The organism is Micromonospora sp. WMMC241 (assembly GCF_027460165.1).
In the GTDB taxonomy this organism is placed as follows: domain Bacteria; phylum Actinomycetota; class Actinomycetes; order Mycobacteriales; family Micromonosporaceae; genus Micromonospora; species Micromonospora humi.
In genome coordinates this window covers 1,537,578-1,560,754 of the sequence record NZ_JAPZBF010000001.1, presented here as the reverse complement: position 1 = coordinate 1,560,754, position 23,177 = coordinate 1,537,578, and the positions used below count along the sequence as shown (strand labels likewise).

Genomic DNA, 23,177 nt, shown 5'->3' with positions numbered 1-23,177 from the left:
CGCGTCCGGGGCCAACTGCGTGGTGACGCTCAAGGACACCGACGTCGGGCAGGTCACCACCGTCGCCACCTACCTACAGGTCAAGGGCAAGGGCCGGCAGACCGAGAGCGGCGGCTACCGCTACTACGCCGGCCCGGTTCGGGCCACCGCCGCCGGCGTCTGCGTGCGGTGGGGCGGCTCGGCCGGCGGCGCCACCTACACCAGCGCCTTCGAACACTGCGCCTGATCCCCCGCCGCTCCCCCGGCGATCTTGCGGTTTCCGCCCCGGCAAACCGGGCATGTCCGGCATTGCGCGGGCGGTAAGTGCAAGATCGACGCAGGGAGGGGGTGGGGCGGAGCGGTGACGGGAGAACTAAGGTACGGGCATGTCCGTTGACGGGTGGCACACCCTCCTGGTGCTCGGCGGTATCCGCTCCGGCAAGTCCGGGTTCGCCGAGTCGCTGGTCGCCGACGCGCCCATGGTCCGCTACGTCGCCACCGCCCCCGTCGGGGACCCGGAGGACACCGAGTGGGCGGCCCGCCTCGCCGCGCACCGGGCCCGGCGGCCGGGGAGCTGGACCACCGAGGAGACGGCGGCGGACCCGGGCCGGCTGGCCGAGGTGATCGCCGCCGCCGGCCCGAACGACACGCTGCTCGTGGACGACCTGGGCGGCTGGGTGACAGTGCTGCTCGACCCCGCCCACCAACCGGCCGACGACACCGCCACCATCGCCGAGCTGGCCGCGGCGGTGCGGGCCAGCGAGGCGCGGCTGGTGCTGGTCAGCCCCGAGGTCGGCCTGTCGCTGGTGCCCACCACGCCGCTGGGCCGGGCGTTCACCGACGCGCTGGGCGCGACCAACCGGGCGGTGGCCGACGCCTGCGACGCGGTCGTGCTGGTGGTCGCCGGCCAGACCGCCTGGCTCAAGCCCGCCTCGACCCCGCACACCCACGCCGCACCGCCCCAACCGGGCCACGCCGCACCGGCGCCGCACGCACAGCCGGGCCACGCCGCACCGGCGCTGCACGCGCAGCCGGGCCACGCCACGCCGGCGCAGTCCGCGCTCGGCGTGCCGGCGCAGCCGGTCGAGGCCGCGCCGGCTGGAGTGGGCGCCCCTGCCTGGGCCGGGCCGGACCGACCGGCCGCGTCCGCCGGGCGTCGACCGGAGAGCGCCGCGCCGGACGCGCCGCTGCCAGAGGTGCTCACCCCCGCCGCGAGCCCGGTCCCGGCCTCGGCATCCGCCGGCCCGGCCGGCGGCGGGGACTGGGCGGCGCCCACCATGGCGCTGCCGATGATCGCCACCGGTCTGGTCATCCAGCCCGGGATGGAACTGCCGATGCCGGACGACTACACCGGCCCGCAGGCGGTCGACCGGCTCGCCACCCTGGACCTTCCCGGCGCCGGCCTCGGCGTGCTGGAGCAGGTGGTCGGCTTCGCCGCCGCCACCCAGGGCACCTCGACCCCACGCCCGTGGGAGACGGTCCGGGTCCTGCTGCTGCAGGGCGACCACGAGGGCGGGGCGTCCGCCGGCGCGACGCCCGGCGAGTCGGCCCGGCGCGCCCGGCAGGCCCGCGCCGGGCGGGGCGCGCTGGCCCGGCTGGCCGCCGAGAACGGCGCCAGCCTCCAGGTCGTCGAGGCGCCCGTGTCGGCGCCGTTCGAGGACGGTCCGGCGCTCCCCGGCGACCAGGTCGAGGCGGCGCTGCGCTACGGCTGGCGACTCGCCGAGCAGGCCGCCGACGCCGGCGTACAGCTGCTGGTGCTGGCGGCCTGCGGGGCCGGCGCCGAGGCGGCCGCCGCGGCGGTGCTGGCGGCCACCGCCGGCGCGGAGCCGCCCGCGGTGCTCGGCCGGGTGGTGACCGAGCAGGGCGAGATCGACGACAACGCCTGGATGGCCCGCTGCGCGGCCGTCCGGGACGCGCTGCACCGCACCCGGCGCTCCCCCCGGGAGGCCAAGGACGTCCTGGCCGAGCTGGGCGGCGGCGACATCGCGATGGCCACCGGCGTGCTGCTCGGCGCGACCGCCCGGCGGGTCCCGGTGCTGCTGGACGGCCCGGTCGGCACCGCCGCCGGCATGGTCAGCCGCGACCTGGCCGGGCAGGCCCGGCACTGGTGCCTGCTGCCCGACCACGGCGGCCGCCCCGGCGTGCGGCTCGCCGCCGACGTGCTCGGCCTGACCCCGCTGCTGGATCTCCGCCTCGACCTGGGCGAGGGGGCGACCGCGCTGGCCGCCCTGCCGCTGCTGCGCTCGGCGCTCACGCTCGCCGCCACCCTGCCGACGCACCCGTCGCTCGGCGGCGGCGAGGACGACAGCCACCCCGACGCCGCGCCGGCCTGGCCGGCGGACGGGCTGGACTTCGCCGAGCCGGAGCCGGCCGGGCCGGGTCCGGCCACCACCGGCTCCGACGAGCCGGTGTCGCCCGGCCGCCGTGCCGACTGAGCCCCGGCTCGCCGACGGCGTCCGGCTGGCGCTGACCACGTTCACCACCGCGCCGGTACGCGCCGGCCGGGTCGACCGGGCCACGGCCGGCACCGCGATGGCGCTGGCCCCGGCGGTCGGCGCGCTGCTCGGGGCGGTGCTCGGCGGGGTGCTGCTGCTGGCCGGGGCACTCGTCCCGCCGCTGGTCGCCGCCGGGGTCACGGTCGGGCTCGGCGCGCTGCTCACCCGGGGCCTGCACCTGGACGGGCTGGCCGACACCGTGGACGCGCTCGGCTCGTACCGGCGAGGGCCGGCCGCGCTGGAGATCATGAAGCAGCCGGACGTCGGCCCGTTCGGGGTGGTCGCGCTGGTGGTCGTACTCCTGCTCCAGACCGCCGTGCTGACGGAGCTGGCCGGGCGGGACGCGCCGGCGGCGCTCGCCGCGGTGGTCGCGGCCACCGCGGCCGGGCGGCTGGCCGCCGGCCTGGCCTGCCGCCGCGGCGTGCCGGCGGCCCGGCCGGAGGGGCTGGGCGCGCTGGTGGCCGGCACGGTGGGGTGGGGCGCCCTCGCGCTCGGCGCGCTCGCCGTGGCGCTGCTGGCCGCGCCCGCGGTGCCGGGCCGCCCGTGGCAGGGGCCGCTCGCCGTGCTCGCCGCGCTCGCCGTCGCGGCCGGGCTCCTGCGGCACCTGGTACGCCGCTTCGGCGGCATCACCGGCGACGTCCTCGGAGCGCTGGTGGAGGTCGTCACCACGCTGTCCTACCTGGGACTGGTGCTGACCGGCTGATCGCCGCCCGGTCGGGCGGGTAGCGTTCGGGTGAGTGCACGGCGCGGTCGAGGGGGACGGATGCTGATCACGGACGACTTCCTGCCCGTACCGGTGCCGGAGTCGCTCGACGCGACCTACCTGGTGCCGATCGAGGGGCTGCCCCGGGTCAGCCCGAAGACGGCCGTGGAGGGGTTGGCGGGCCGGTTGGCCCCGCCGGTGCACGGGCTGGCCAGGCAGATGCTCGACAGCCCGCTGATGAGCGTGGACACCCGCACCGTCGACGAGTTCCCCGAGCTGCCGCCGGACCTGCTCGCCGCGTTCGGCGCGACCGAGGAGCAACTGGCCCGGCTCGCCGCCGCCACCCACCTGGTGGTGGTGCAGGCCGAATACCGCCCGGGCTGGCCGCCCGCGCACGAGTGGGCGGCCCGGGCGGTCGCCGCGGCGGTCGCCGAGACGGTCGGCGGGGACGTGGTGGACGTGTTCGGGCTCCAGTTCCTCGACCCGGCGGCCGCGCTGCGGTCGCTGCCGGACGAGCACGGCCGGATCCGGCTGGTCGACTGGGTGCTGGTGCCCTACTCCTCGGACGCGGACGGGCTCTGGTTCACCACCAAGGGGCTGCGCCGCTTCGGGCTGTTGGAGTTGCAGGCCCAGGGCGTGCCGGACCATCTCACCCGGGCCTGGGGCGCGGTGATGACCGGGGCGGCCCGGCGGCTGTTGCGGGACTGGACCGACGGGCTGGCCGGCGAGGAGGTGCCGGCGTTCGTGCAACTGCCGGTCCTGGCCACGGTGACCGGGCACGACATCGCGGTCGCGTACGGCAATCCGGAGCAGCACGGCGCGACGGCGCCGGTGCTGCTGCGCCTGGAGCTGGACCCGGCCACCGACCCGGACGCCGACTCGTTCCTCAGCCTGAACCCGCCGGCCGGGCATCCCGGTCCGCCCGGCCGCTACTTCGCCGCCGCCTGCGCGACGCTGTTCAACGGCATCCAGCCCGACGTCCGCTACGCCCGCACGGGCGACGCGATGAGCCGGGCGGTGGCGACCGCCCGTGCGGCGCTCGGCGACATCCGGGCCCGGTTCCTGGCCGGCGGGCTGCCGGACGAGAGTCAGCTCGTGGTCAAGTACGGCCTGCCCGGCGACGAGGGCCCGGAGTACGTCTGGGCCGGCGTGACGTCGTGGGACGCCCCGGAGCGGATCGTCGGCGCCAGTGCCACCGACGCCAACAGCGACCCGAGCGTGCGGATCGGCTCACCGGTGGTGGTGGAGGCGTCCGACGTGGTCGACTGGGCCGTCCTGGACGGCACCGGCGTGCTGGAGGGCGGCTGGACCCAGGCCGTCCTCGACGCAGGCGAGCGCCTGCGCGAGGACTGACCGGGTCGGCTCCGCCCGAGCGCCTGCGCGAGGACTTGCCCGGCGGCTCAGCCCGAGCGCCTGCGCGAGGACTTGCCCGGCGGCTCAGCGCACGGAGGGCTGGACGAACGGCGGCTTCGTCAGGCGCATCCGGGCACGCCGGCCGCGGATGTCCACCTCCAGCTCCTCGCCGTCGGGCAGCTTCGGGTCGGTGTCGACCAGGGCGAGCGCGATCCCGTGCTTGAGCGTCGGGCTGAACGTGCCGCTGGTCACCACGCCGACCTGCCGGTCGCCGGCGTGCACGGTCATGCCGGGGCGTGGGATGGCCCGGTCGACCGCGGTGAGGCCGCGCAGCGTACGGGCCGGGCCGGCGGCCTTCTCGGCGCGCAGCGCGTCCCGGCCCCAGAAGGCCGGCTTGTCCCAGCCCACCGCCCAGCCCGAGCGCCCCTGCACCGGGGTGATGTCGAGGGAGAGGTCCTGCCCGTGCAGCGGGTACCCCATCTCGGTGCGCAGCGTGTCCCGAGCGGCCAGGCCGCAGGCGCGCACCTCGGGACCGGCGGCGACGATCGCGTCCCAGACGGCGACCGCGTGGGCGGCCGGCACGATCAGCTCGTAGCCCAGCTCGCCGGTGTAGCCGGTCCGGCAGACGCTCAGCTCGACCCCGGCCAGGGTCGCGGTGGAGAAGCTCATGTAGTCGTGCCCGGTGGGCAGCCCGAGCGCGGCGAGCAGCTCCGCCGAGCCGGGCCCCTGCACCGCGAGCACCGCGTACGCCTCGTGCTCGTCGGCGACGGTCACGCCGTCCGGCGCGGCGGCGCGCAGCCGGCGGGCCACCTCGGCGGTGTTCGCCGCGTTGGGCACCAGGAAGACGTGGTCGTCGGCGTGCAGGTAGGCGATGATGTCGTCCACCACGCCGCCGGTCGCGTCGTCGCAGCAGAGCGTGTACTGGGCCTGGCCGGGTGCGATCCGGCCGAGGTCGTTGCTGAGGCAGGCGTTGACGAAGCCCGCCGCGCCTGCGCCGGTGACCCGGATCTTGCCCAGGTGCGAGACGTCGAAGACGCCCACCCCGGTACGCACGGCCGCGTGCTCCTTCAGCACGCCGCCGCCGGCGTACTCGAGCGGCATCTGCCAGCCGCCGAAGGGGGCGAACTTCGCGCCGAGCGCGGTGTGTCGCTCGTGCAGCGGGGAACGGCGCAGCCGGGTCTCGGCGGCGTCGGAGGTCACCTCGGTCATGGGTGGCAACTTACCGGCCGGGACCACGGTGGTTAGCATCGGCGGGATCCCGTCGAGTCGCATCGGCGGGACAGCCACGCTTCCGGCGGGTAGGTTGCCGCCGGAGAGACCTTCATCGCCGGTACGCGACGACGCGGCCGGCCCGGCCCGCCCGGAGTAGCTTTCGTGACATCGCCCCGCACCACCCTCAGCCTGGTCGACACCGACCCCGCCGAACTCGCCGTCGACGCGATCGTGATCGGCGTGCACAGCCAGACCACCGAACCGGGCCACGGCGCATCCGCCGGCGCCCTGCTCCTGGCCAGCGGCGCGGAGAGCATCGCCGCCGCGTTCGACGGAAAGCTGACCGAGACGCTGGCCCTGCTCGGCGCGACAGGTGGCCCCGGCGAGGTGATCAAGCTGGCCACGCTGGGCACGGTGACCGCCCCGCTGGTCGTCGCCGTCGGGCTCGGCGCGGAGCCCTCGGGCGCCGCTCCCGCTCCCGAGTCCCTGCGCCGGGCCGCCGGCGCGGCGGTACGGGCGCTGGCCGGCGCGCCGCGGGTCGCTCTCGCCCTGCCGCTGCCGGACGACGCCGACGCCCCGGCCGCGCTGCGCGCGGTCGCCGAGGGCGCGCTGCTCGGCGGCTACCGGTTCGCCGGCTACAAGACCAAGCCGCAGCCGGCCCGGCGCGAGCCGGTGGCCGAGGTGCTGGTCTCGGTGCCGGACGCGTCCGACGCGACCGCCCAGGCCGAGGTGGCCCGGGCGCAGGCGGTGGCCGGCGCGGTGCGGACCAGCCGGGACTGGGTGAACACCGCCCCGAACGAGCTGCGCCCGCCGGCGTTCGCCGACGCCGTGTCGGCCGCCGCCCGGGAGGCCGGCCTGACGGTCGAGGTGCTCGACGAGGCGGCGCTGGCCGCCGGCGGCTACGGCGGCATCCTCGCCGTCGGCCAGGGCTCGGAGGCCCCGCCGCGGCTGGTGAAGCTCACCTGGACGCCGGCCGGTGGCGGCAACGGCAAGAAGGTGGCGCTGGTCGGCAAGGGCATCACGTTCGACACCGGCGGCATCTCGATCAAGCCGGCGCAGGGCATGTGGGAGATGAAGTCGGACATGGCCGGCGCGGCGGCGGTCGGCGCGGCCATGCTCGCGGTGGCGGCGCTCAAGCCGTCCGTGACCGTTACCGGTTACCTGCCGATGGCGGAGAACATGCCGTCGGGCACCAGTTACCGGCCGGGCGACGTGATCAGCATGTACAACGGCAAGAAGGTCGAGGTGCTCAACACCGACGCCGAGGGCCGGATGGTCCTGGCCGACGCCATGGCACGGGCCTGCGAGGACGGTGCCGACTACCTGTTCGAGACCTCGACGCTGACCGGCGGTCAGGTGATCGCGCTGGGCAAGCGGATCGCCGGCGTGATGGGCACCCCGGAGCTGTGCGAGCGGGTCCGGGTGGCCGGCGACGCGACCGGCGAGCCGGCCTGGCCGATGCCGCTGCCGGACGACGTGCGCAAGGGCATGGAGTCGGACGTCGCCGACATCTCCCAGGTCAACGCCGGCATGGACCGGGCCGGGCACATGCTCCAGGGCGGCGTCTTCCTGCGCGAGTTCGTCACCGAGGACGTGGCGTGGGCGCACATCGACATCGCCGGCCCCGGCTACCACTCGGGCGAGCCGACCGGCTACTGGACCAAGGGCGGCACCGGCGTGCCCGTCCGCACCCTGCTCCAGCTGGTCGACGACGTGGCCGCCAACGGCTGAGGTGCAAGGAGGGGCCCCCTGTTAACGCATTCCGCATAACAGGGGGCCCCTCTTAACACCTGCGGCCCGAAGAGCTTCAGAACAGCTCGGGGCGGCGCTTGCGACGCTCGTTGTAGTCGCGCATCCGTTGCGGGTAGCCCATCAGGCGCACGTCGTAGATCGGGATGGCGGTCTTGTGGGCCCAGCGCCGGGCGTCCTCCGGGCTGCCGACCCGTCGCCGGGTCCACTCGCCGTCGTCGGCGATCAGGATGACGGTGGTCTCGGTGACCGTCGTCCGCGGCTCCAGGTAGGCCTCGACGCCCCGCCGGGTGCGGACGAAGTTCTCAAGATGGTCCAGATCGGCGCGGTCGGCGGTGCGGTCGCGGCTCACCGCGGCCACCCGCTTGCGTCGTCGGAACAGCGCCACCGGATCCACTCCTCCCCCGGACGTCATCGAAGACGATGCCAAGGGTACGTGTCGCCGACGTGTCGTTGGGCACCTCGGTACGCGCTCGGCCGCCGGTGGTGACAAGATGACCGAGGTGGGGTGTGCCTGTTACCCCGCCGTAACCCCCGATGCAGTGACGCGACCTGGGAGTTGGATGTGAGCGAGCCGAACGACACGACCTTCGACATCGTCATCCTCGGAGGTGGTAGCGGCGGCTACGCGACCGCGCTGCGTGCCGCCCAGCTGGATCTCTCCGTCGCGCTCGTCGAGAAGGGCAAGCTCGGCGGCACCTGCCTGCACAACGGGTGCATCCCCACCAAGGCGCTGCTGCACGCCGCCGAGATCGCCGACCAGACCCGCGAGTCCGAGCAGTTCGGCGTGAAGGCCGAGCTGGTGGGCATCGACATGGCGGGCGTCAACTCGTACAAGGACGGCGTGGTCTCCCGCCTCTACAAGGGCCTCCAGGGGATGCTCAAGAGCAACAAGGCGATCACCATCGTCGAGGGCCACGGCAAGCTGGTCGGCAAGAACGTGGTCGAGGTCGACGGCAAGCGCTACACCGGCCGCAACGTCGTGCTGGCCTCCGGCTCGTACGCGAAGAGCCTGCCCGGCCTGGAGGTCGACGGCGAGCGGATCATCACCAGCGACCACGCGCTCACCCTGGACCGGGTCCCGGCCTCGGCGATCGTGCTCGGCGGCGGCGTCATCGGCGTCGAGTTCGCCAGCGTCTGGAAGTCCTTCGGCGTGGACGTGACCATCGTCGAGGCGCTGCCCCGCCTGGTCGCCGCGGAGGACGAGGAGTCGTCGAAGGCGCTGGAGCGGGCGTTCCGCAAGCGGAAGATCAACTTCAAGGTCGGCAAGCCGTTCGAGAAGGTCGAGAAGACCGACAAGGGCGTCAAGCTGACGATCCAGGGCGGCGACACGGTCGAGGCCGAGCTGCTGCTCGTCGCCGTCGGTCGCGGCCCGAACACCGCCGACCTCGGTTACGAGGAGCAGGGCGTCAAGATGGACCGCGGCTACGTGCTGACCGACGAGCGGCTGCGCACCAGCGTGCCGAACGTCTACGCGGTCGGCGACATCGTGCCCGGCCTCCAGCTCGCGCACCGCGGCTTCCAGCAGGGCATCTTCGTCGCCGAGGAGATCGCCGGGAAGACCCCTGCCGTGATCGACGAGGTGGGCATCCCGCGCGTCACCTACAGCGACCCCGAGCTGGCGTCGGTCGGCCTGACCGAGGCGAAGGCCAAGGAGCAGTACGGCGCCGACAAGGTCAAGACCTACAACTACAACCTGGGCGGCAACGGCAAGAGCCAGATCCTCAAGACCGCCGGCCACGTGAAGCTGGTCCGGGTGGACGACGGCCCGGTGGTCGGCGTGCACATGGTCGGCGCCCGGGTCGGTGAGCTGATCGGCGAGGCCCAGCTCATCTACAACTGGGAGGCCTACCCGGCCGAGGTGGCGCAGCTCGTGCACGCCCACCCGACCCAGAACGAGGCCCTGGGCGAGGCGCACCTGGCCCTGGCCGGCAAGCCGCTGCACGCGCACGCCTGACACGACAACCGCGGCGTCCGGCGACGGGCGATGATCCCACCAGGGGAATGAAGGAGTCTGGAGAACATGCCGGTATCGGTCACCATGCCCCGGCTCGGCGAGAGCGTCACCGAGGGCACCGTCACGCGCTGGCTCAAGCAGGAGGGTGACACCGTCGAGGTCGACGAGCCCCTGCTGGAGGTGTCGACCGACAAGGTCGACACCGAGATCCCGTCGCCCGCGGCGGGCGTGCTGAGCCGGATCGTGGTCGGCGAGGACGAGACCGCCGAGGTCGGCAGCGAGCTGGCGGTCATCGCCGGTGAGGGCGAGGAGGCCGGCAGCGCCCCGAAGGAGGAGGTCGAGCCGGCCACCGAGCCGACCGCCGCCGCCGAGGGCACCGGCCCCGAGCCGGAGCAGGCGGCGCAGGCCGCCGCCGAGCCCGACGCCGAGGCCGAGCAGCCGGCCGTCGAGGAGCCGGCCCAGCCCGCCGCGTCGTCGGGTGAGGGCACCCCGGTGACCATGCCGGCCCTGGGCGAGAGCGTCACCGAGGGTACGGTCACCCGCTGGCTCAAGCAGGTCGGCGAGACCGTCGAGGTGGACGAGCCGCTGCTGGAGGTCTCCACCGACAAGGTGGACACCGAGATCCCGTCACCGGTCGCCGGCACGGTTCAGGAGATCAAGGTCGCCGAGGACGAGACCGCCGACGTCGGCGCCGTGCTGGCGATCGTCGGTGCGGCCGGCGCCGCACCGGCGGAGGCGAAGCCCGAACCGAAGCCCGAGCCGAAGGCGGAGGCGAAGCCCGAACCGAAGCCGGAGCCCAAGGCGGAGCCGAAGCCGGAGCCCAAGGTCGAGGAGCCGACCCCGGGCATGTCCTACAACGAGCCGTCCGCCGAGGCGGAGCAGGCCGCCGAGCCGGCCAAGGCCGAGCAGGCGGCCCAGCCGTCCGCGCCGACCCCCACGCCGCAGCGCCCGACGGCCCCGGCCCAGGGTGGCGGCGAGGAGGCCGCCGGTTACGTGACGCCGCTGGTCCGCAAGCTCGCCGCCGAGCACGGTGTCGAGCTGGGCTCGGTCAACGGCACCGGCGTGGGTGGCCGGATCCGCAAGCAGGACGTGCTGGAGGCGGCCGAGAAGGCGAAGGCCGCCAAGGCTGCGCCGGCCCAGCCGGCCGCCGAGCCCGCCGCCGCCAAGGCGCCGGCCCAGCCGGCCGCCAAGCCGGAGCCGAGCGCCAAGCGGGGCACCACGGAGAAGCTGCCGCGGATCCGGGCGACCATCGCCAAGCGGATGCAGCAGTCGCTGCACGAGACGGCGCAGCTGACCACGGTCGTCGAGGTCGACGTCACCAAGGTCGCCAAGCTGCGGGCCCGGGCCAAGGACTCGTTCCAGGCCAAGCACGGCGTGAAGCTGTCCTTCCTGCCGTTCTTCGCCCTGGCCGCGATCGAGGCGCTGCAGACCCACCCGATCATCCAGGCCAGCATGGACCTCGACGGCGGGACGATCACCTACCCGGCCGCCGAGCACCTCGGCATCGCCGTGGACACCGAGCGCGGGCTGCTCGTGCCGGTCATCCACAACGCCGGTGACCTGAACATGGGCGGCATCGCCAAGCGGATCGCCGACCTGGCCGAGCGCACCCGGGCCAACAAGATCACGCCGGACGAGATGGCCGGGGCGACGTTCACGCTGACCAACACCGGCAGCCGGGGCGCGCTCTTCGACACCCCGATCGTGCCGTCGCCGCAGTCGGCGATGCTCGGCACGGGTGCCGTGGTGAAGCGCCCGGTCGTGGTCAACGACCCGGAGCTGGGCGAGGTCATCGCGGTCCGGTCGATGGTCTACCTGGCCATGTCGTACGACCACCGCCTGATCGACGGGGCCGACGCCGCCCGCTTCCTGACCTCGGTCAAGGAGCGGCTGGAGGCCGGCAACTTCGAGGCCGAGCTCGGCCTCTGACGTTCGACACCGGAGGGGCGCACGGCAGTTGCCGTGCGCCCCTCCGGGCGTTTCCGGGTCAGCCGCGCAGGTGCTCCTCGGAGACCGTCCACAGCCGCTCGGCCGCCTCCGGGTCCCGGGCGTACGGGGCGTAGCCGGTACGGGTGCCCGGCTGGTTCACGCCGGCCTCCTGGCAGTCCTCGAAGTACCGGCCACCGGCGCCGGCGACCAGCGGCGAGGCCGCGACCAGCACCGACGTGGCCGCACCCTGCTCGGGGGTCTTCCAGTAGGCCGCGCCCCCGCCGCTCTGCGCGCGCATCCGGTCGAGTTCCTCGTCGCTGATGTAGCGCTGGAGGTTGGTGCGGATCGCGCCCGGCATCAACGCGTCGACGGTGATCCCGTCGTCGGCCCAGCGCCGGGTCGCCTCGACCGCGAAGAGCACGTTCGCGGTCTTGGACTGCCCGTACGCCTGCCACGGGTCGTACGGCCGCTGCCGGAAGTGGATGTCGTCGAACACCACCGGCGAGCGCAGGTGGGCGGCCGAGCTGACGGAGACGATCCGCGCGCCCCCGGCCGCGGCGAGCGCCGGGCGCAGGCCGGTGGCCAGCGCGAAGTGGCCGAGGTGGTTGGTCGCGAACTGCATCTCCCAGCCCTGCCCGGTGCGCATCTCCGGCGACGCCATGATGCCGGCGTTGTCGACCAGCATGTGCAGCGGTCCGTCCCAGGTGCGGACGAAGGCCGCGACCGAGCCGAGGTCGGCGAGGTCGAGCGGGGCGACCAGGATGCGGTCGTTGCCGGTGGTGCCGGTGATGTCCTCGGCGGCGCGCTGCCCGGCGTCGGGGTTGCGGACGGCGAGGGTGACGTCCGCCCCGGCGGCGGCGAGCGCGCGGGCGGTCTCCACACCGATGCCGGAGGCACCGCCGGTGACGACGGCCCGTCGCCCGGTCAGGTCGAGGCCGCGGACCACCTCCAGGGCCGTGGTGTCGCGGGAGAACGGCGTGGTGACGGGATTGCTGGTGGTCATGATCCATCCTTGTCGGCGGCGGGGCGGACCGGTGTCCGCCCGCTACGATGAGAAGCGGAGGATCCTCCGTTACGTCGAGCTTAACCGGAGGATCCTCCGGTTGCTAGTCCCGCCGGGCTCGGTGCCCGGTCGAACCGAGGAGGAGCCGTGCCCGACCGGCCACTGCGCGTCGACGCACAGCGCAACCGGCAACGCCTGGTGGACGCCGCGGTCCAGGCGTTTTCCCAGGCCGGTGCCGAGGTAACGCTGGATCGTGTGGCCCGGGAGGCCGGTGTCGGCATCGGCACCCTCTACCGCCACTTCCCGACCCGGGAGGCGTTGGTCGAGGCGGCGTACCGCAACGAGTTGGCCAAGCTCTGCGACGCCGTGCCGGAGCTGCTCGCCACCCGACCCGCCCAGACCGCGGTGCGGGACTGGATGGATCGGTTCGTCGACTACCTCGCCACCAAGCGGGGCATGGCCGACGCGCTGCGGCTGGTCATCGCCTCCGGTGCCAACCCGTACGCGCACAGCCGCGACCGACTGCTCGCCGCGCTGAACGACCTGCTCGCCGCCGGCGTAGCCGCCGGCACCGTACGCTCCGACGTGGCCGCCGCCGACGTGCTCGCCGGCCTGAGCGGCGTGGCGCTGGTGGCCGGCGAGCCCGAGCAGCGGGACCAGGCCGGCCGCCTGCTCGACCTGCTGATGGACGGACTGCGTCACCGGCAGGGCTGACCTCCGACGCCGGCCGGCCCGGTTCCGGCCCGCGACCGCCGGCACGCTGACAGACTCGGCCGGTGGGCGGGTACGGGTGGCGGGGGCGCCTCGGGCCGGCGGTGCCGGTGGCCCCGGGGGCCCGGGTGGACCGGTTCGAGATCTTCTTCGACCTGGTCTTCGTCTTCTCGTTCTTCATCATCACCCGGGCCACCGCGCTCCAGGTGACCGGCGGCGCCCTGCTGCACGCCCTGCTGGTCCTCGCCGTGCTCTGGTGGTCGTGGGTGGTGCACAGCGTGGTGGCCACCCGGGTCCGGCTCGGTGAGGGCTTCGTCCCGGTGCTCATGACCGTCGGCATGGCCGCGCTGTTCACGTTCGCGCTGTCACTGCCGAACGCGTTCCGCGACCCGCGCGGCAACGCCGCCGGGCCGATCGTCGCGGCGCTCAGCTACACCGTGCTGCGGCTGGTGCACCTGCTGCTCTACCGGCACGTGGTGCGGGACAGCCCGAACGAGCGCCGGCAGTTGATCCGGTTCACCCCGGAGGTGATCGGCAGCACCGCGCTGCTGCTGGTAGCCGCGCTGGTCCCGCCGAAGATCGACGGCCTGTTCACGGCGTCGGTGGTCCGGGACGGCCTGTGGGCCACCGTCGTGCTGCTCCAGTACGGCACCGGCATCATCGCCGGGACCTGGGGCTGGGGCGTCGCCTCGGCCGAACACTGGACCGAGCGGTACGACCTCATCCTGATCATCGCGCTGGGTGAGTCGGTGATCTCCGTCGGAGTCGGCAGCAACCTGCTCGGGCAGCCGCCCACCTGGCCGGCCGTGACGGCCGCGGTGCTCGGCATCTTCTTCACCGCCGCGCTCTGGTGGGCGCACTACGACCTGGTCGGCCCGTCCGCCCGGATCGCCCTGCACGCCGCCCGGGACGGGCCGCGGGTGGCGATGGCCCGCGACGCGTACGCGTACCTGTTCCTGCCGATGATCGCGGGGATCATCCTGTTCGCGCTCGGCGCCGAGATGATCGTGCACGACATCGCCAACCCCGACGTGTCCCCGACCGAGTCGGCGCACGGGCCGGCCGTACCGCTGCTCTTCGGCGGCGTGGCCTGCTATCTCTGCGGCAACATGCTGTTCCAGGCGCGGACGCTGCGCACGGTGAGCTGGACCCGGGTGGTCGCGGTGCTGCTGCTGGGCGCCGCGATCCCGCTCGCCGAGCGGGTGCCGGGCCTGGTCGCGATGGCCATCCTGACCGTGATCGCGGTCGGTATGGTGGCGGCCGAGGTGATCGTCTTCGACGAGGGCCGGCGGGCGTTGCGGAAGCTGGTCTTCGAGGAGCGGGCCAGCCACGAGGCGCACGAGGCGGCTTGGCGGGCGCGCTGGCACGAGCAGCCCGACGACCGCGACGAGGGCGAGTGAGCCGCGGTGCGGTGAACCGTTCGGCGGCCACCTCCGTGGAACTACTTCGGCCCCACCGTGGGGCCGTCGTAGAGGGACGGGGACCCGCATGACCATCGACACCGTTTCCGCCGGCGCGGCCGGCACCTGGCAGCTCGGCGATCTGACCGTCAACCGGATCGGCCTCGGCGCGATGCGGTTGACCGCGAACGCCGACGGCGGACCGAGCGACCGGGACCGGGCCGTCGCCGTGCTGCGCCGCGCGGTCGAGCTGGGCGTGAACCACATCGACACGGCGGCGTTCTACTTCTCGCCGCTGCGCTCGGCCAACGAGCTGATCAGCCGGGCGCTGTCGCCGTACCCGGAGGATCTGGTCATCGTCACCAAGGTCGGGCCGGGCAAGGACCCGTCCGGCGAGTGGCTGCCGATGGCCCGGCCGGAGCAGTTGCGCGGCCAGGTCGAGGAGAATCTGCGCCAGCTCGGCCGGGACCACCTGGACGTGGTCAACCTGCGGGTGTACGGCCCGGAGCCGCTGGGCGAGCACTTCGGCGCGCTCGTCGAGCTGGTCGACGCCGGGCTGATCCGGCACCTCGGCGTCTCCGCGGTCCGCCCGCACCAGGTCGCCGAGGCGCGGGCGATCGCGCCGGTGGTCTGCGTGCAGAACTCGTACGGCCTCGGCTACCGCCGCAGCAACGACGAGCTGATCCGGGACTGCGCCGCGCACGGCACCGCGTTCGTGCCGTTCTTCTCGATCGTGACCAGCGGACGGGAGGCCGGGGCGACCGGCGAGGAACACCCCGAGGTGCTCGCGGTGGCGCGCGAGCACGGCGTCACCCCGGCGCAGGTCCGGCTGGCCTGGACGCTGAGCCGGGGCCCGAACGTGCTCGCCATCCCGGGCACCGGCGACCCGGCACACCTGGAGCAGAACGTCGCGGCCGGCGCGCTGCACCTCTCCCCCGCCGCCCTGGAGCGACTCGACGCGGTGTGAGTCGGGTTAGGAGGGGCCCCCTGTTATGCACCAGGCGTTAAGAGGGGGCCCCGCCTTACCCCGCTTCGGCCCAGGGCAGAAGGGGACGGCGGGGAGCGCGGCGGGGCCGGAGACTGGGCCGATGGCGATCTTCTCCGTGCAGGCCCGGGCCACCGACGCGGCGAGCTGGGCCGAGCTGGCCCGCACCGTCGAGGCCGCCGGCTTCGACGCGCTCTCCGCCGCCGACCATCCGGGTTTCGGCCCCTCCCCGTTCGTGTCGCTCGCCGCCGCGGCGGCCGTGACCGGCACGCTGGGCCTCGGCTCCTACGTGTCCAACGCCGGGGTCCGCGAGCCGCTCCTGCTCGCCGCCGACGTGGCCACGCTGGACGTGGTCTCCGGCGGGCGGGCGCGGCTCGGCCTGGGCGCCGGCCACACACCGGGCGAGTGGCGGGCCGTCGGGCGTGAGCGCCCGGACGTCGCCGGCCGGGTCCGCCGCTGCGTCGCGGTCGCCGAGGCGGTACGCGCGCTGCTGGCCGGCGACGAGGTCACCGTGGACACGCCGGACCTGGCCGCGTTCGCCGCCCGCCTCGACGGGCCGCGCCCGGTCCAGGACCGCATCCCGCTCACCGTGGGCACCGCCAACTCGACGCTGCTGCGCTGGGCCGGCGCGCACGCCGACGTGGTCGGCCTGACCGGCTTCGGGCGTACCCTGCCCGACGGTCACCGGCACGAGGTCCGGTGGCGGGCCGACCAGATCGAGGCGCAGCTCGCCCACGTGGCCGCCGGCGCGGCCGGCCGCGCCGAGCCGCCCGTCCTGGAGGCGCTGGTCCAGCGCGTCGCCGTGACCGACGACGCCGAGGCGGTCGCCGCCGAGACGGCCGCGGAGACCGGTCTCACCCCGGCCGAGGTGCTGGCCACCCCGTTCGTGCTGATCGGCACCGCGGACGAGATCGCGACGGCCGTCGCCGCGCACGAGCGCCGCTGGGGCGTCACCCGCTTCGTGGTGCGTGCCGACGCGGTCGCCGCGCTCGCTCCGCTCCTGCCCCGGCTGGCGTGAAACGGGTCGACTTCGAGCGCACTCGAGATAGGACACTGGGGTCATGACGACGACACGACGGTTGGGCCGCAGCGGCATCGAGGTCAGCGCGATCGGCATGGGTTGCTGGGCGATCGGCGGTCCGCTCTGGGACGGCGCGCAGCCGCTCGGTTGGGGCGAGGTGGACGACGACGAGTCGGTCCGCACCGTGCACCGGGCGCTGGATCTGGGCGCGACCCTCTTCGACACCTCCAGCAACTACGGCGCGGGGCACAGCGAGCGGGTGCTGGGCCGCGCGCTCGCCGGCCGGCGGGACCGGGCGGTGATCGCCACCAAGTTCGGCTATCCCACCGACGAGGCGACCCGGCAGGCCGCCGGCGAGGACGCCAGCCCGGAATACGCGCGGCGCAGCCTGGAGGGCTCGCTGCGCCGGCTCGGCACCGACCACGTCGACCTCTACCAGCTGCACCTGGGCGGGCTTCCGGTGCCGCGGGCGCTGGACCTGGTCGAGACGCTGGAGGACCTGGTCGACGCGGGCAAGATCCGGGCGTACGGCTGGAGCACCGACGACCCGGCCTCGGCGCGCGCGTTCGCCGAGGCCGGCCCGCACTGCGCGGCGATCCAGCACGACCAGTCGGTGTTGCGGGACAACGCCGCGATGCTGGCGGTCTGCGACGAGTTCGACCTGGCCAGCCTCAACCGGGGGCCGCTGGCGATGGGCCTGCTCACCGCGAAGTACCAGGGCGCGCCGGCGGCCCGGGGCGGCGACGACGTGCGCGGGTCGGCCCCGGAGTGGCTGGACTGGTTCAGCGACGGCGTCCCGCGCGCCGAGTGGGCCGACCGGGTGGCCCGGGTCCGCGAGGCGCTCACCGCCGACGGCCGCACGCTCGCCCAGGGCGCGCTGGGCTGGCTGCTCGCCCGCAGCCCGCACACGCTGCCGATCCCCGGCTGCCGGACGGTCGGCCAGGCCGCGGAGAACGTGGGCGCGTTGGCGTACGGGCCGTTGCCGGAGGCGGCGTTCGCCGAGGTGGAGCGTCTCCTCGCCGACCTGCGCACCACCCCGGCGACCGCGTGAGCGCCGCCGTGCCCGGCGACTCCGACCTCGACCGACGCTTCGCGCTGCCGGCCACCGCCGACGATCGCACGCTCCTCGACACCTTCCTCGACTTCCAGCGGGACGCCCTGGTCCGCAAGTGCGCGGACCTGTCCGACGAGCAGCTGCGGTCGCGGCCGGTGCCGTCCTCCAGCCTGTCGCTGCTCGGCCTGGTCCGGCACCTCGCGACCGTCGAACGCTGGTATTTCCAGGGTGTGGTCGCGGACGAGCCGTGGCCCGGTGACCTGTTCGACCTGACCGACGACTTCGACGCGCCGTTCCACGACGTCGCCCACGCCACCGGTCGGGAGAGCTTCGCGCTCTGGCGCGAACAGGTGGCGGCGTCCCGCCGGATCGCCGCCGCGCGCCCGCTCGACGCGATCGGCCGCACCCCCGGCACCGGAGCCGAACGGTCGCTGCGGTGGGTGCTCACCCACATGATCGACGAGTACGCCCGGCACCTGGGCCAGGCCGACATCCTGCGCGAGGCCGTCGACGGCCTCGCCGGGGAGTGACCGGAGCTTCGGTCTCGGGCGTGTCGCAGAGGGCAGAGATGTGTTCTCGCGGGGAGTATGCCTCTCGGTCATAATTATGACCGAGAGGCATACCGCTCCGAACGCATGTCCTTCGTCGCCCGCGTCACGCCCGCCACGCGCCGCCGAGCCCGGGCCGGGGCGGGCGTGAGTGATTTCGCTCCACGCATCCGAATCCCGCTCCGTGCTCGAAGATGGGAACATGCGGATCCTCATGGCCGGCGTGTCCGGCTTCCTCGGCACCCGACTGGTCGACCGGCTCACCGCCGACGGGCACCAGGTCACCCGCCTGGTCCGCCGCCCGCCGCGCACGCCGGACGAGCGGCAGTGGAATCCGGCCGCCGCACAGCTCGACCCGCAGGTGGTCGCGGACGCCGACGCGGTGGTGAACCTGGCCGGCGCCGGGGTGGGCGACAAGCGTTGGACCGACGACTACCAGAAGCTGATCCGGACCAGCCGGGTGGACAGCACGACCACGCTCGCCATCACGATCGCGGGCCTGCCCGCCTCGGACCGGCCGACGGCGTTGCTGAACTCCTCCGCGGTCGGCTGGTACGGCAACACCGGGGACCGGACGGTGGAGGAGGACGCGCCGGCCGGTGAGGGGTTCCTGGCCGACGTGTGCCGGGTCTGGGAGGCGGCGACCCGACCGGCCGAGGACGCCGGGGTCCGCGTGGTGCGGCTGCGTACCGGGCTGCCGCTGCACCGCGACGGCGGCCTGCTCAAGCCGCAGTTGCTGCCGTTCCGGCTCGGCATCGGCGGCAAGCTGGGCAGCGGCCGGCAGTGGCTGCCGTGGATCTCGATGCGGGACTGGCTGGACGCGGCGTCCTTCCTGCTGACCCGCGACGACGTGGCCGGCCCGGTCAACGTGGTCGGTCCGGCGCCGGTCACGAACGCCGAGTTCACCCGCGAGCTGGCCCGCCAGCTGCACCGGCCGGCGATCATGCCGATCCCGGCGCTGGCGTTGAAGGTGGCCCTCGGCGGTTTCGCGCAGGAGGCGCTCACCAGCACCCGGGTGCTGCCGGGGGTGCTGGGGAAGGCCGGCTTCACCTGGACCCACCCGGACCTGCCGGGCGCGCTGCACGCCGCCCTCACCGACTGAGGGCGGCGCGATCTGCTGGTAGGTGTCGAGCGGGGCCCCCGCCTCTACCGGAGGCGTTAGGCGGGGGCCCCTCCTTGCATCGGGTCAGCAGCCGATGACCCAGTAAGCGGGGCCGGTCTGCTTCAGCGCGGTCGTGTAGAAGGTGTTGTAGAGGCCCATCCGCTGGCCACTGCCGAGCGCGTAGGCGTACCCGCCGGACTGGTAGGCGCGGCCGGCCGCGACGTGCGCGTAGTTGCTGGCGGTGACGCAGACCGGTGCGGTGGTCGGCGACGCGGTGGGCGAAGCGGTCGGCGTGGGGGACGCGGTCGCCGTCGGGGTCGGGCTGGGCGTGGCGCCGCCGCCCAGACCGAAGAAGAGCGCGTCGCGGTACGTCGAGCAGATGGTGTCCAGGAAGTACGCCCCGGCGGTGCCGCACTGGTCGGCGGCCGAGCCCGGGTCGACGGGCGTGCCGTGGCCCATCCCGGAGACCCGGTAGACACGGACCTGGTCGTTGCCGTAGACCTCCAGGCTGGTGCCGCCCGGCAGCGACGAGGTGCTGGTCGGGGTCTGCGAGACGCCGAGCACGTTGGTCCACTGGTCCCGCGACTCGGTCGCGTTCGCCACGTTGACCGTGTAGTCGCTGGTGCCGTGCCAGACGGCCACCCGTGGGCGCGCGCCGGAGTAGCCGGCGTACGCGTTGCGGACCAGGTCGCCCCACTGCGCCGGGGTCTTGTCGACGCCCGGGTTCATGCAGCTGAACGCCGTGGTGGTGCTGGTGGCGCAGCGGTACGGGATGCCGGCGATGATCGAGCCGGCGGCGAACACGTCCGGGTAGGTGGCGAGCATGACGGAACTCATCGCGGCGCCGGCGGAGAGGCCGCTGACGTAGACGCGGCCGGCGGCGGTGCCGTAGTTCGTCTTCGCGTAGTCGACCATCTGCTTGATCGACAGCGCTTCGCCCTGGCCGCGGGCGGTGTCGCCGGTCTCGAACCAGTTGAAGCAGGAGTTGGCGTTGTTGCCGGACGGCTGCTGCGGCACGATCAGTGCGAACTTCCACTGGTCGGCGTACTTCTGCCAGCCCGAGTTGGTGAAGTAGGTGGAGGCGTTCTGGGTGCAGCCGTGCAGCAGCACCACGGCGGGCGCGTTGCCGGGCAGGCCGTCCGGGCGGTAGGCGTACATGGTCAGGTTGCCGGGGTTGGAGCCGAACCCGGTGACCTGGGTCAGCGAGGCGGCCTGCGCGGGCAGGGCGGCGACCAGGACGCCGGCCGCGGCCAGCACGACCCCGGCCGCCGCCCCGGCGAGGCGGGTGATGAGGGATGAGGAGCGGGACACGGGGACCTCCCGATCATGGAATGTGAACTGAGTCACTCTCCGAGTTGCCGAGACGTTACGTCCGTGTTTCATCGACAGGAATGGCTGTCGGTCACACATTCCCCGTCCGGGCGGTGTGCCCAGGTCCGGTTGGTAACGTCCGCTGCGTGCCGTCCTCCCCGTCCCCGGTCACCCGCGACCGGCGCGCCGACCTGCTGGTGACACTCGCGGCGGTGGCGCTGGCGCTCTGGGTCACCAGCGGGATGTGGCGGGACCCGAACACCCGGACGATCACCGTCAACTCCAGCGACCAGGCGCTCTTCGAGTGGCTGCTGGCCTTCGGCGGCCACGCGCTCAGCCACGGCGAGAACCCGCTCTTCACCCACCTGATCAACGTCCCGGACGGGGTGAACCTCGCGGTCAACACCTCGATCACCGTGTACGCGGCGGTCTTCGCGCCGCTGACGTACCTGATCGGGCCGCCCGCGACGTTCCTGGTGATCCTCACGCTCAACCTGGCCGCCACCGCGGTGGCCTGGTACTGGCTGCTCAGCCGGCACCTGGTCGGCAGCCGGCTGGCCGCCGGGGTGGGCGCGCTGTTCATCGCCTACTGCCCGGCCATGGTGTCGCACGCCAACGCGCACCTGAACTGGACCGCCGGCTGGCTGGTGCCGCTGCTGATCTGGGGCGTGTTCCGGCTGCGCCGGCCCGGCCGCGCGGTCACCGGCGGGATCGTGCTCGGCCTGCTGGTGGCGGTGGCGTTCTCGATCGCCGCCGAGGGCCTCTTCTTCACCGCCCTGGCGCTCGCGGCGTTCCTGCTGGTCTGGGCGCTGCACCCGGCCCGGCGGGCGGAGGTGCGGGCGGCGCTGCCGCGCGTGCTGGCCGGGCTCGGGGTGACCGCCCTGGTGGCCGGCGTGCTGCTGGCGTACCCGCTGTGGCTGCACTTCGCCGGGCCGCAACGGTTCCACGGCACCGGCTTCGACCCGCTGATCCACTCCGAGGACATCGCCGCGTACCTGTCGTACCCGCGCCGATCGCTCGCCGGCTGGGCCGGGTTCGGCACCTCGCTGGCGCCCAACCCGACCGAGGAGAACTCGTTCTTCGGCGTCCCGCTGCTGCTGCTCGCGGTCGCCTGCTTCGCCCTGCTCTGGCGACGCGCCGACCGGGCGTTCCGGGCCACCCTGCTCGCGCTCGGCGTGACCGCGGTGGTCTTCGCGGTGCTCTCCTGGGGGCCGACGGCCAAGTGGAACGGCCGGCGCACCGACCAACTGCTGCCGTTCGGGGTGCTGGACAACCTGCCGGTGGTCAACGCGGCGCTGCCGTCCCGGCTGGCCCTGGTCGTCGCGCCGGTGATCGGGCTGCTGCTGGCGTACGCGATCGACGCGCTGCGCGCCCGGCCGCCCCGGCGGGCGGTCGGCGCGGCCTGGCTGGTCGGCTTCGTCGTCGCGCTGCTGCCGCTGTTGCCGACCCCGCTGCTCACCAGCGTCCGCGAGCCGATCCCGGTGTTCATCACCGGCGGGGCCTGGAAGCGCTACGTCCCGCCCGACGGGGTGCTCACCCCGCTGCCGCTGACCGTCGACGTCTACCCGGACGGGCAGCGCTGGCAGGCGTACGCCCTCGCCCACCGGCAGGGTGAGTTCCGCATCCCGGCCGGCTTCTTCCTCGGCCCGGGCGGGCCGGACGGCCGGGGCCGGATCGGCCCGGTGCCGCGCACCTTCGACACGTTGATGGACCAGGCCGGCAGTACCGGGCTGGTGCCGATCGTCACCGAGGGCAGCATCCAGGAGTCGCGGGCCGACCTGCGCTACTGGGGGGTGCGGGCGGTGGTGCTGGCCGACCGGGTGCACGGCGCCAAGTACGACGTCGACGAGGAGGCGCTGCGGCGCACCGCCACCGCCCTGCTCGGCCCGCCGGAGCGGGTCGAGGACGTCTGGCTGTGGCGGGTGCCCGCGGCGTGACGCGACGAGCGTCACGAGCCGGCGGCCCGGCCGGCGGGACTACGCTGGCCGGGTGAGCGTGACGACTTCCGGACCGACCGCCGTCCGCGCCGGCCGGCTCGACTACCAGGCCGCCTGGGCCGAGCAGCGCCGGCTGCACGAGGCCGTGGTGGCCGGCGAGCGGGGCGACACGGTGCTGCTCCTGGAGCACCCGAGCGTCTACACCGCCGGCAAGCGCACCGAGCCGTGGGACCGGCCGACCGACGGCACGCCGGTGGTGGACGTGGACCGCGGTGGCAAGATCACCTGGCACGGCCCGGGGCAGCTGGTCGGTTACCCGATCGTCCGCCTGCCCGACCCGGTCGACGTGGTGGCGTACGTCCGGCGCACCGAGCAGTTGCTGATCGACGTCTGCGCCGAGTTCGGGCTGGCCGCCGGCCGGGTCGAGGGCCGCAGCGGCGTCTGGGTGCCGGAGGACGACCGGGGGCCGGCGCGCAAGGTGGCCGCCATCGGCATCCGGGTGGCCCGCGGCGTCACGCTGCACGGCTTCTCCGTCAACTGCGACTGCGACCTGGGCTTCTTCGACCGGATCGTGCCCTGCGGCATCCGCGACGCCGGAGTCACCTCGCTCACCGCCGAGCTGGGCCGGCCGGTCACCGTCGACGACGTGCTGCCCGTGGTCGAGCGGCGGCTGCCCACCCTGACCCGGATCTGACGCCCTCCACCTGCGCGGATCCGCTCAGTCCGGG

Annotated in this window: 19 protein-coding genes; 15 read left to right on the top strand and 4 right to left on the bottom strand. The window is 74.4% G+C overall.

Features of this window, described 5'->3' with window-relative positions; translation table 11 throughout:
• Nucleotides 1-365 precede the first annotated feature (365 nt).
• From O7598_RS07545 to O7598_RS07535, 3 genes are read left to right on the top strand one after another with little or no spacing between them, the layout of a single operon-like run.
• On the top strand, nt 366-2,414 hold the full coding sequence (locus O7598_RS07545) for a bifunctional adenosylcobinamide kinase/adenosylcobinamide-phosphate guanylyltransferase (protein ID WP_269690633.1): 2,049 nt from the start codon (nt 366-368) through the stop codon (nt 2,412-2,414).
• On the top strand, nt 2,404-3,177 hold the full coding sequence (locus O7598_RS07540) for an adenosylcobinamide-GDP ribazoletransferase (RefSeq protein ID WP_269690632.1): 774 nt from the start codon (nt 2,404-2,406) through the stop codon (nt 3,175-3,177). The genes O7598_RS07545 and O7598_RS07540 overlap by 11 nt, the downstream gene beginning before the upstream one ends.
• A 60-nt stretch (nt 3,178-3,237) precedes the next feature.
• Nucleotides 3,238-4,530, top strand: coding sequence for a DUF2314 domain-containing protein (locus tag O7598_RS07535; RefSeq protein WP_269690631.1), 1,293 nt, complete (start codon nt 3,238-3,240; stop codon nt 4,528-4,530).
• Between the two features lie 84 nt (nt 4,531-4,614).
• Here the strand turns inward: O7598_RS07535 and gcvT are convergent, their stop codons facing one another.
• Entirely contained in the window at nt 4,615-5,739 is a 1,125-nt protein-coding gene (gene gcvT / locus O7598_RS07530; protein WP_269690630.1) for a glycine cleavage system aminomethyltransferase GcvT, read from the bottom strand.
• Between the two features lie 165 nt (nt 5,740-5,904).
• Between gcvT and O7598_RS07525 the strand changes: the two genes are divergently transcribed.
• Nucleotides 5,905-7,473: a leucyl aminopeptidase gene (locus O7598_RS07525; protein ID WP_269690629.1), complete on the top strand. Its 1,569-nt coding sequence runs from the start codon at nt 5,905-5,907 to the stop codon at nt 7,471-7,473.
• A gap of 76 nt (nt 7,474-7,549) precedes the next feature.
• Here the strand turns inward: O7598_RS07525 and O7598_RS07520 are convergent, their stop codons facing one another.
• Nucleotides 7,550-7,879: a hypothetical protein gene (locus tag O7598_RS07520; protein WP_269690628.1), complete on the bottom strand. Its 330-nt coding sequence runs from the start codon at nt 7,877-7,879 to the stop codon at nt 7,550-7,552.
• 177 nt (nt 7,880-8,056) lie between these two features.
• Between O7598_RS07520 and lpdA the strand changes: the two genes are divergently transcribed.
• Together lpdA and sucB are read left to right on the top strand one after the other, a co-directional pair.
• Entirely contained in the window at nt 8,057-9,448 is a 1,392-nt protein-coding gene (lpdA, locus tag O7598_RS07515) for a dihydrolipoyl dehydrogenase (RefSeq protein ID WP_269690627.1), read from the top strand.
• Nucleotides 9,449-9,514: 66 nt separating this feature from the next.
• On the top strand, nt 9,515-11,377 hold the full coding sequence (gene sucB, locus O7598_RS07510) for a 2-oxoglutarate dehydrogenase, E2 component, dihydrolipoamide succinyltransferase (protein WP_269690626.1): 1,863 nt from the start codon (nt 9,515-9,517) through the stop codon (nt 11,375-11,377).
• Between the two features lie 58 nt (nt 11,378-11,435).
• Here the strand turns inward: sucB and O7598_RS07505 are convergent, their stop codons facing one another.
• Nucleotides 11,436-12,380: an SDR family NAD(P)-dependent oxidoreductase gene (locus tag O7598_RS07505; RefSeq protein WP_269690625.1), complete on the bottom strand. Its 945-nt coding sequence runs from the start codon at nt 12,378-12,380 to the stop codon at nt 11,436-11,438.
• Nucleotides 12,381-12,527: 147 nt separating this feature from the next.
• Between O7598_RS07505 and O7598_RS07500 the strand changes: the two genes are divergently transcribed.
• The 7 genes from O7598_RS07500 to O7598_RS07470 all read left to right on the top strand — a co-directional run bounded on the left by O7598_RS07500 (nt 12,528) and on the right by O7598_RS07470 (nt 19,201).
• Nucleotides 12,528-13,094, top strand: a complete 567-nt coding sequence (locus O7598_RS07500) for a TetR/AcrR family transcriptional regulator (RefSeq protein ID WP_269690624.1) — start codon at nt 12,528-12,530, stop codon at nt 13,092-13,094.
• 62 nt (nt 13,095-13,156) lie between these two features.
• Nucleotides 13,157-14,491 (top strand): low temperature requirement protein A, encoded by a 1,335-nt coding sequence (locus O7598_RS07495; RefSeq protein WP_269690623.1) that lies wholly within the window; start codon nt 13,157-13,159, stop codon nt 14,489-14,491.
• An 88-nt stretch (nt 14,492-14,579) separates the two neighbouring features.
• The gene (locus tag O7598_RS07490) at nt 14,580-15,458 is read left to right on the top strand and encodes an oxidoreductase (RefSeq protein WP_269690622.1); all 879 of its coding nucleotides are present in this window, start codon (nt 14,580-14,582) and stop codon (nt 15,456-15,458) included.
• Between the two features lie 121 nt (nt 15,459-15,579).
• Nucleotides 15,580-16,494, top strand: a complete 915-nt coding sequence (locus tag O7598_RS07485) for an LLM class flavin-dependent oxidoreductase (protein WP_269690621.1) — start codon at nt 15,580-15,582, stop codon at nt 16,492-16,494.
• A gap of 43 nt (nt 16,495-16,537) precedes the next feature.
• Nucleotides 16,538-17,548 (top strand): aldo/keto reductase, encoded by a 1,011-nt coding sequence (locus O7598_RS07480; protein ID WP_269690620.1) that lies wholly within the window; start codon nt 16,538-16,540, stop codon nt 17,546-17,548.
• Nucleotides 17,545-18,081 (top strand): DinB family protein, encoded by a 537-nt coding sequence (locus O7598_RS07475; RefSeq protein ID WP_269690619.1) that lies wholly within the window; start codon nt 17,545-17,547, stop codon nt 18,079-18,081. The genes O7598_RS07480 and O7598_RS07475 overlap by 4 nt, the downstream gene beginning before the upstream one ends.
• Before the next feature lie 220 nt (nt 18,082-18,301).
• Nucleotides 18,302-19,201, top strand: coding sequence for a TIGR01777 family oxidoreductase (locus O7598_RS07470; RefSeq protein WP_269690618.1), 900 nt, complete (start codon nt 18,302-18,304; stop codon nt 19,199-19,201).
• Nucleotides 19,202-19,285: 84 nt separating this feature from the next.
• Here O7598_RS07470 and O7598_RS07465 read toward each other — a convergent pair whose 3' ends face one another.
• The gene (locus O7598_RS07465; RefSeq protein WP_269690617.1) at nt 19,286-20,512 is read right to left on the bottom strand and encodes an extracellular catalytic domain type 1 short-chain-length polyhydroxyalkanoate depolymerase; all 1,227 of its coding nucleotides are present in this window, start codon (nt 20,510-20,512) and stop codon (nt 19,286-19,288) included.
• An 80-nt stretch (nt 20,513-20,592) separates the two neighbouring features.
• On the opposite strand from O7598_RS07465, the gene O7598_RS07460 reads away from it, so the two are divergent.
• Both O7598_RS07460 and lipB read left to right on the top strand, forming a co-directional pair.
• The gene (locus tag O7598_RS07460) at nt 20,593-22,449 is read left to right on the top strand and encodes a DUF2079 domain-containing protein (RefSeq protein WP_269690616.1); all 1,857 of its coding nucleotides are present in this window, start codon (nt 20,593-20,595) and stop codon (nt 22,447-22,449) included.
• Nucleotides 22,450-22,501: 52 nt separating this feature from the next.
• Nucleotides 22,502-23,143, top strand: a complete 642-nt coding sequence (gene lipB, locus O7598_RS07455) for a lipoyl(octanoyl) transferase LipB (protein WP_269690615.1) — start codon at nt 22,502-22,504, stop codon at nt 23,141-23,143.
• The last annotated feature ends 34 nt before the right edge of the window (nt 23,144-23,177 follow it).

Bases quoted from the DNA above. Each gene is read 5' to 3' on its own strand.
- O7598_RS07545 (WP_269690633.1), top strand. From the start codon at position 366: ATGTCCGTTGACGGGTGGCACACCCTCCTGGTGCTCGGCGGTATCCGC.
- O7598_RS07535 (WP_269690631.1), top strand. From the start codon at position 3,238: ATGCTGATCACGGACGACTTCCTGCCCGTACCGGTGCCGGAGTCGCTC.
- gcvT (WP_269690630.1), bottom strand. From the start codon at position 5,739: ATGACCGAGGTGACCTCCGACGCCGCCGAGACCCGGCTGCGCCGTTCC.
- sucB (WP_269690626.1), top strand. From the start codon at position 9,515: ATGCCGGTATCGGTCACCATGCCCCGGCTCGGCGAGAGCGTCACCGAG.
- O7598_RS07505 (WP_269690625.1), bottom strand. From the start codon at position 12,380: ATGACCACCAGCAATCCCGTCACCACGCCGTTCTCCCGCGACACCACG.
- O7598_RS07490 (WP_269690622.1), top strand. From the start codon at position 14,580: ATGACCATCGACACCGTTTCCGCCGGCGCGGCCGGCACCTGGCAGCTC.
- O7598_RS07485 (WP_269690621.1), top strand. From the start codon at position 15,580: ATGGCGATCTTCTCCGTGCAGGCCCGGGCCACCGACGCGGCGAGCTGG.
- O7598_RS07480 (WP_269690620.1), top strand. From the start codon at position 16,538: ATGACGACGACACGACGGTTGGGCCGCAGCGGCATCGAGGTCAGCGCG.
- O7598_RS07470 (WP_269690618.1), top strand. From the start codon at position 18,302: ATGCGGATCCTCATGGCCGGCGTGTCCGGCTTCCTCGGCACCCGACTG.
- O7598_RS07460 (WP_269690616.1), top strand. From the start codon at position 20,593: ATGGCTGTCGGTCACACATTCCCCGTCCGGGCGGTGTGCCCAGGTCCG.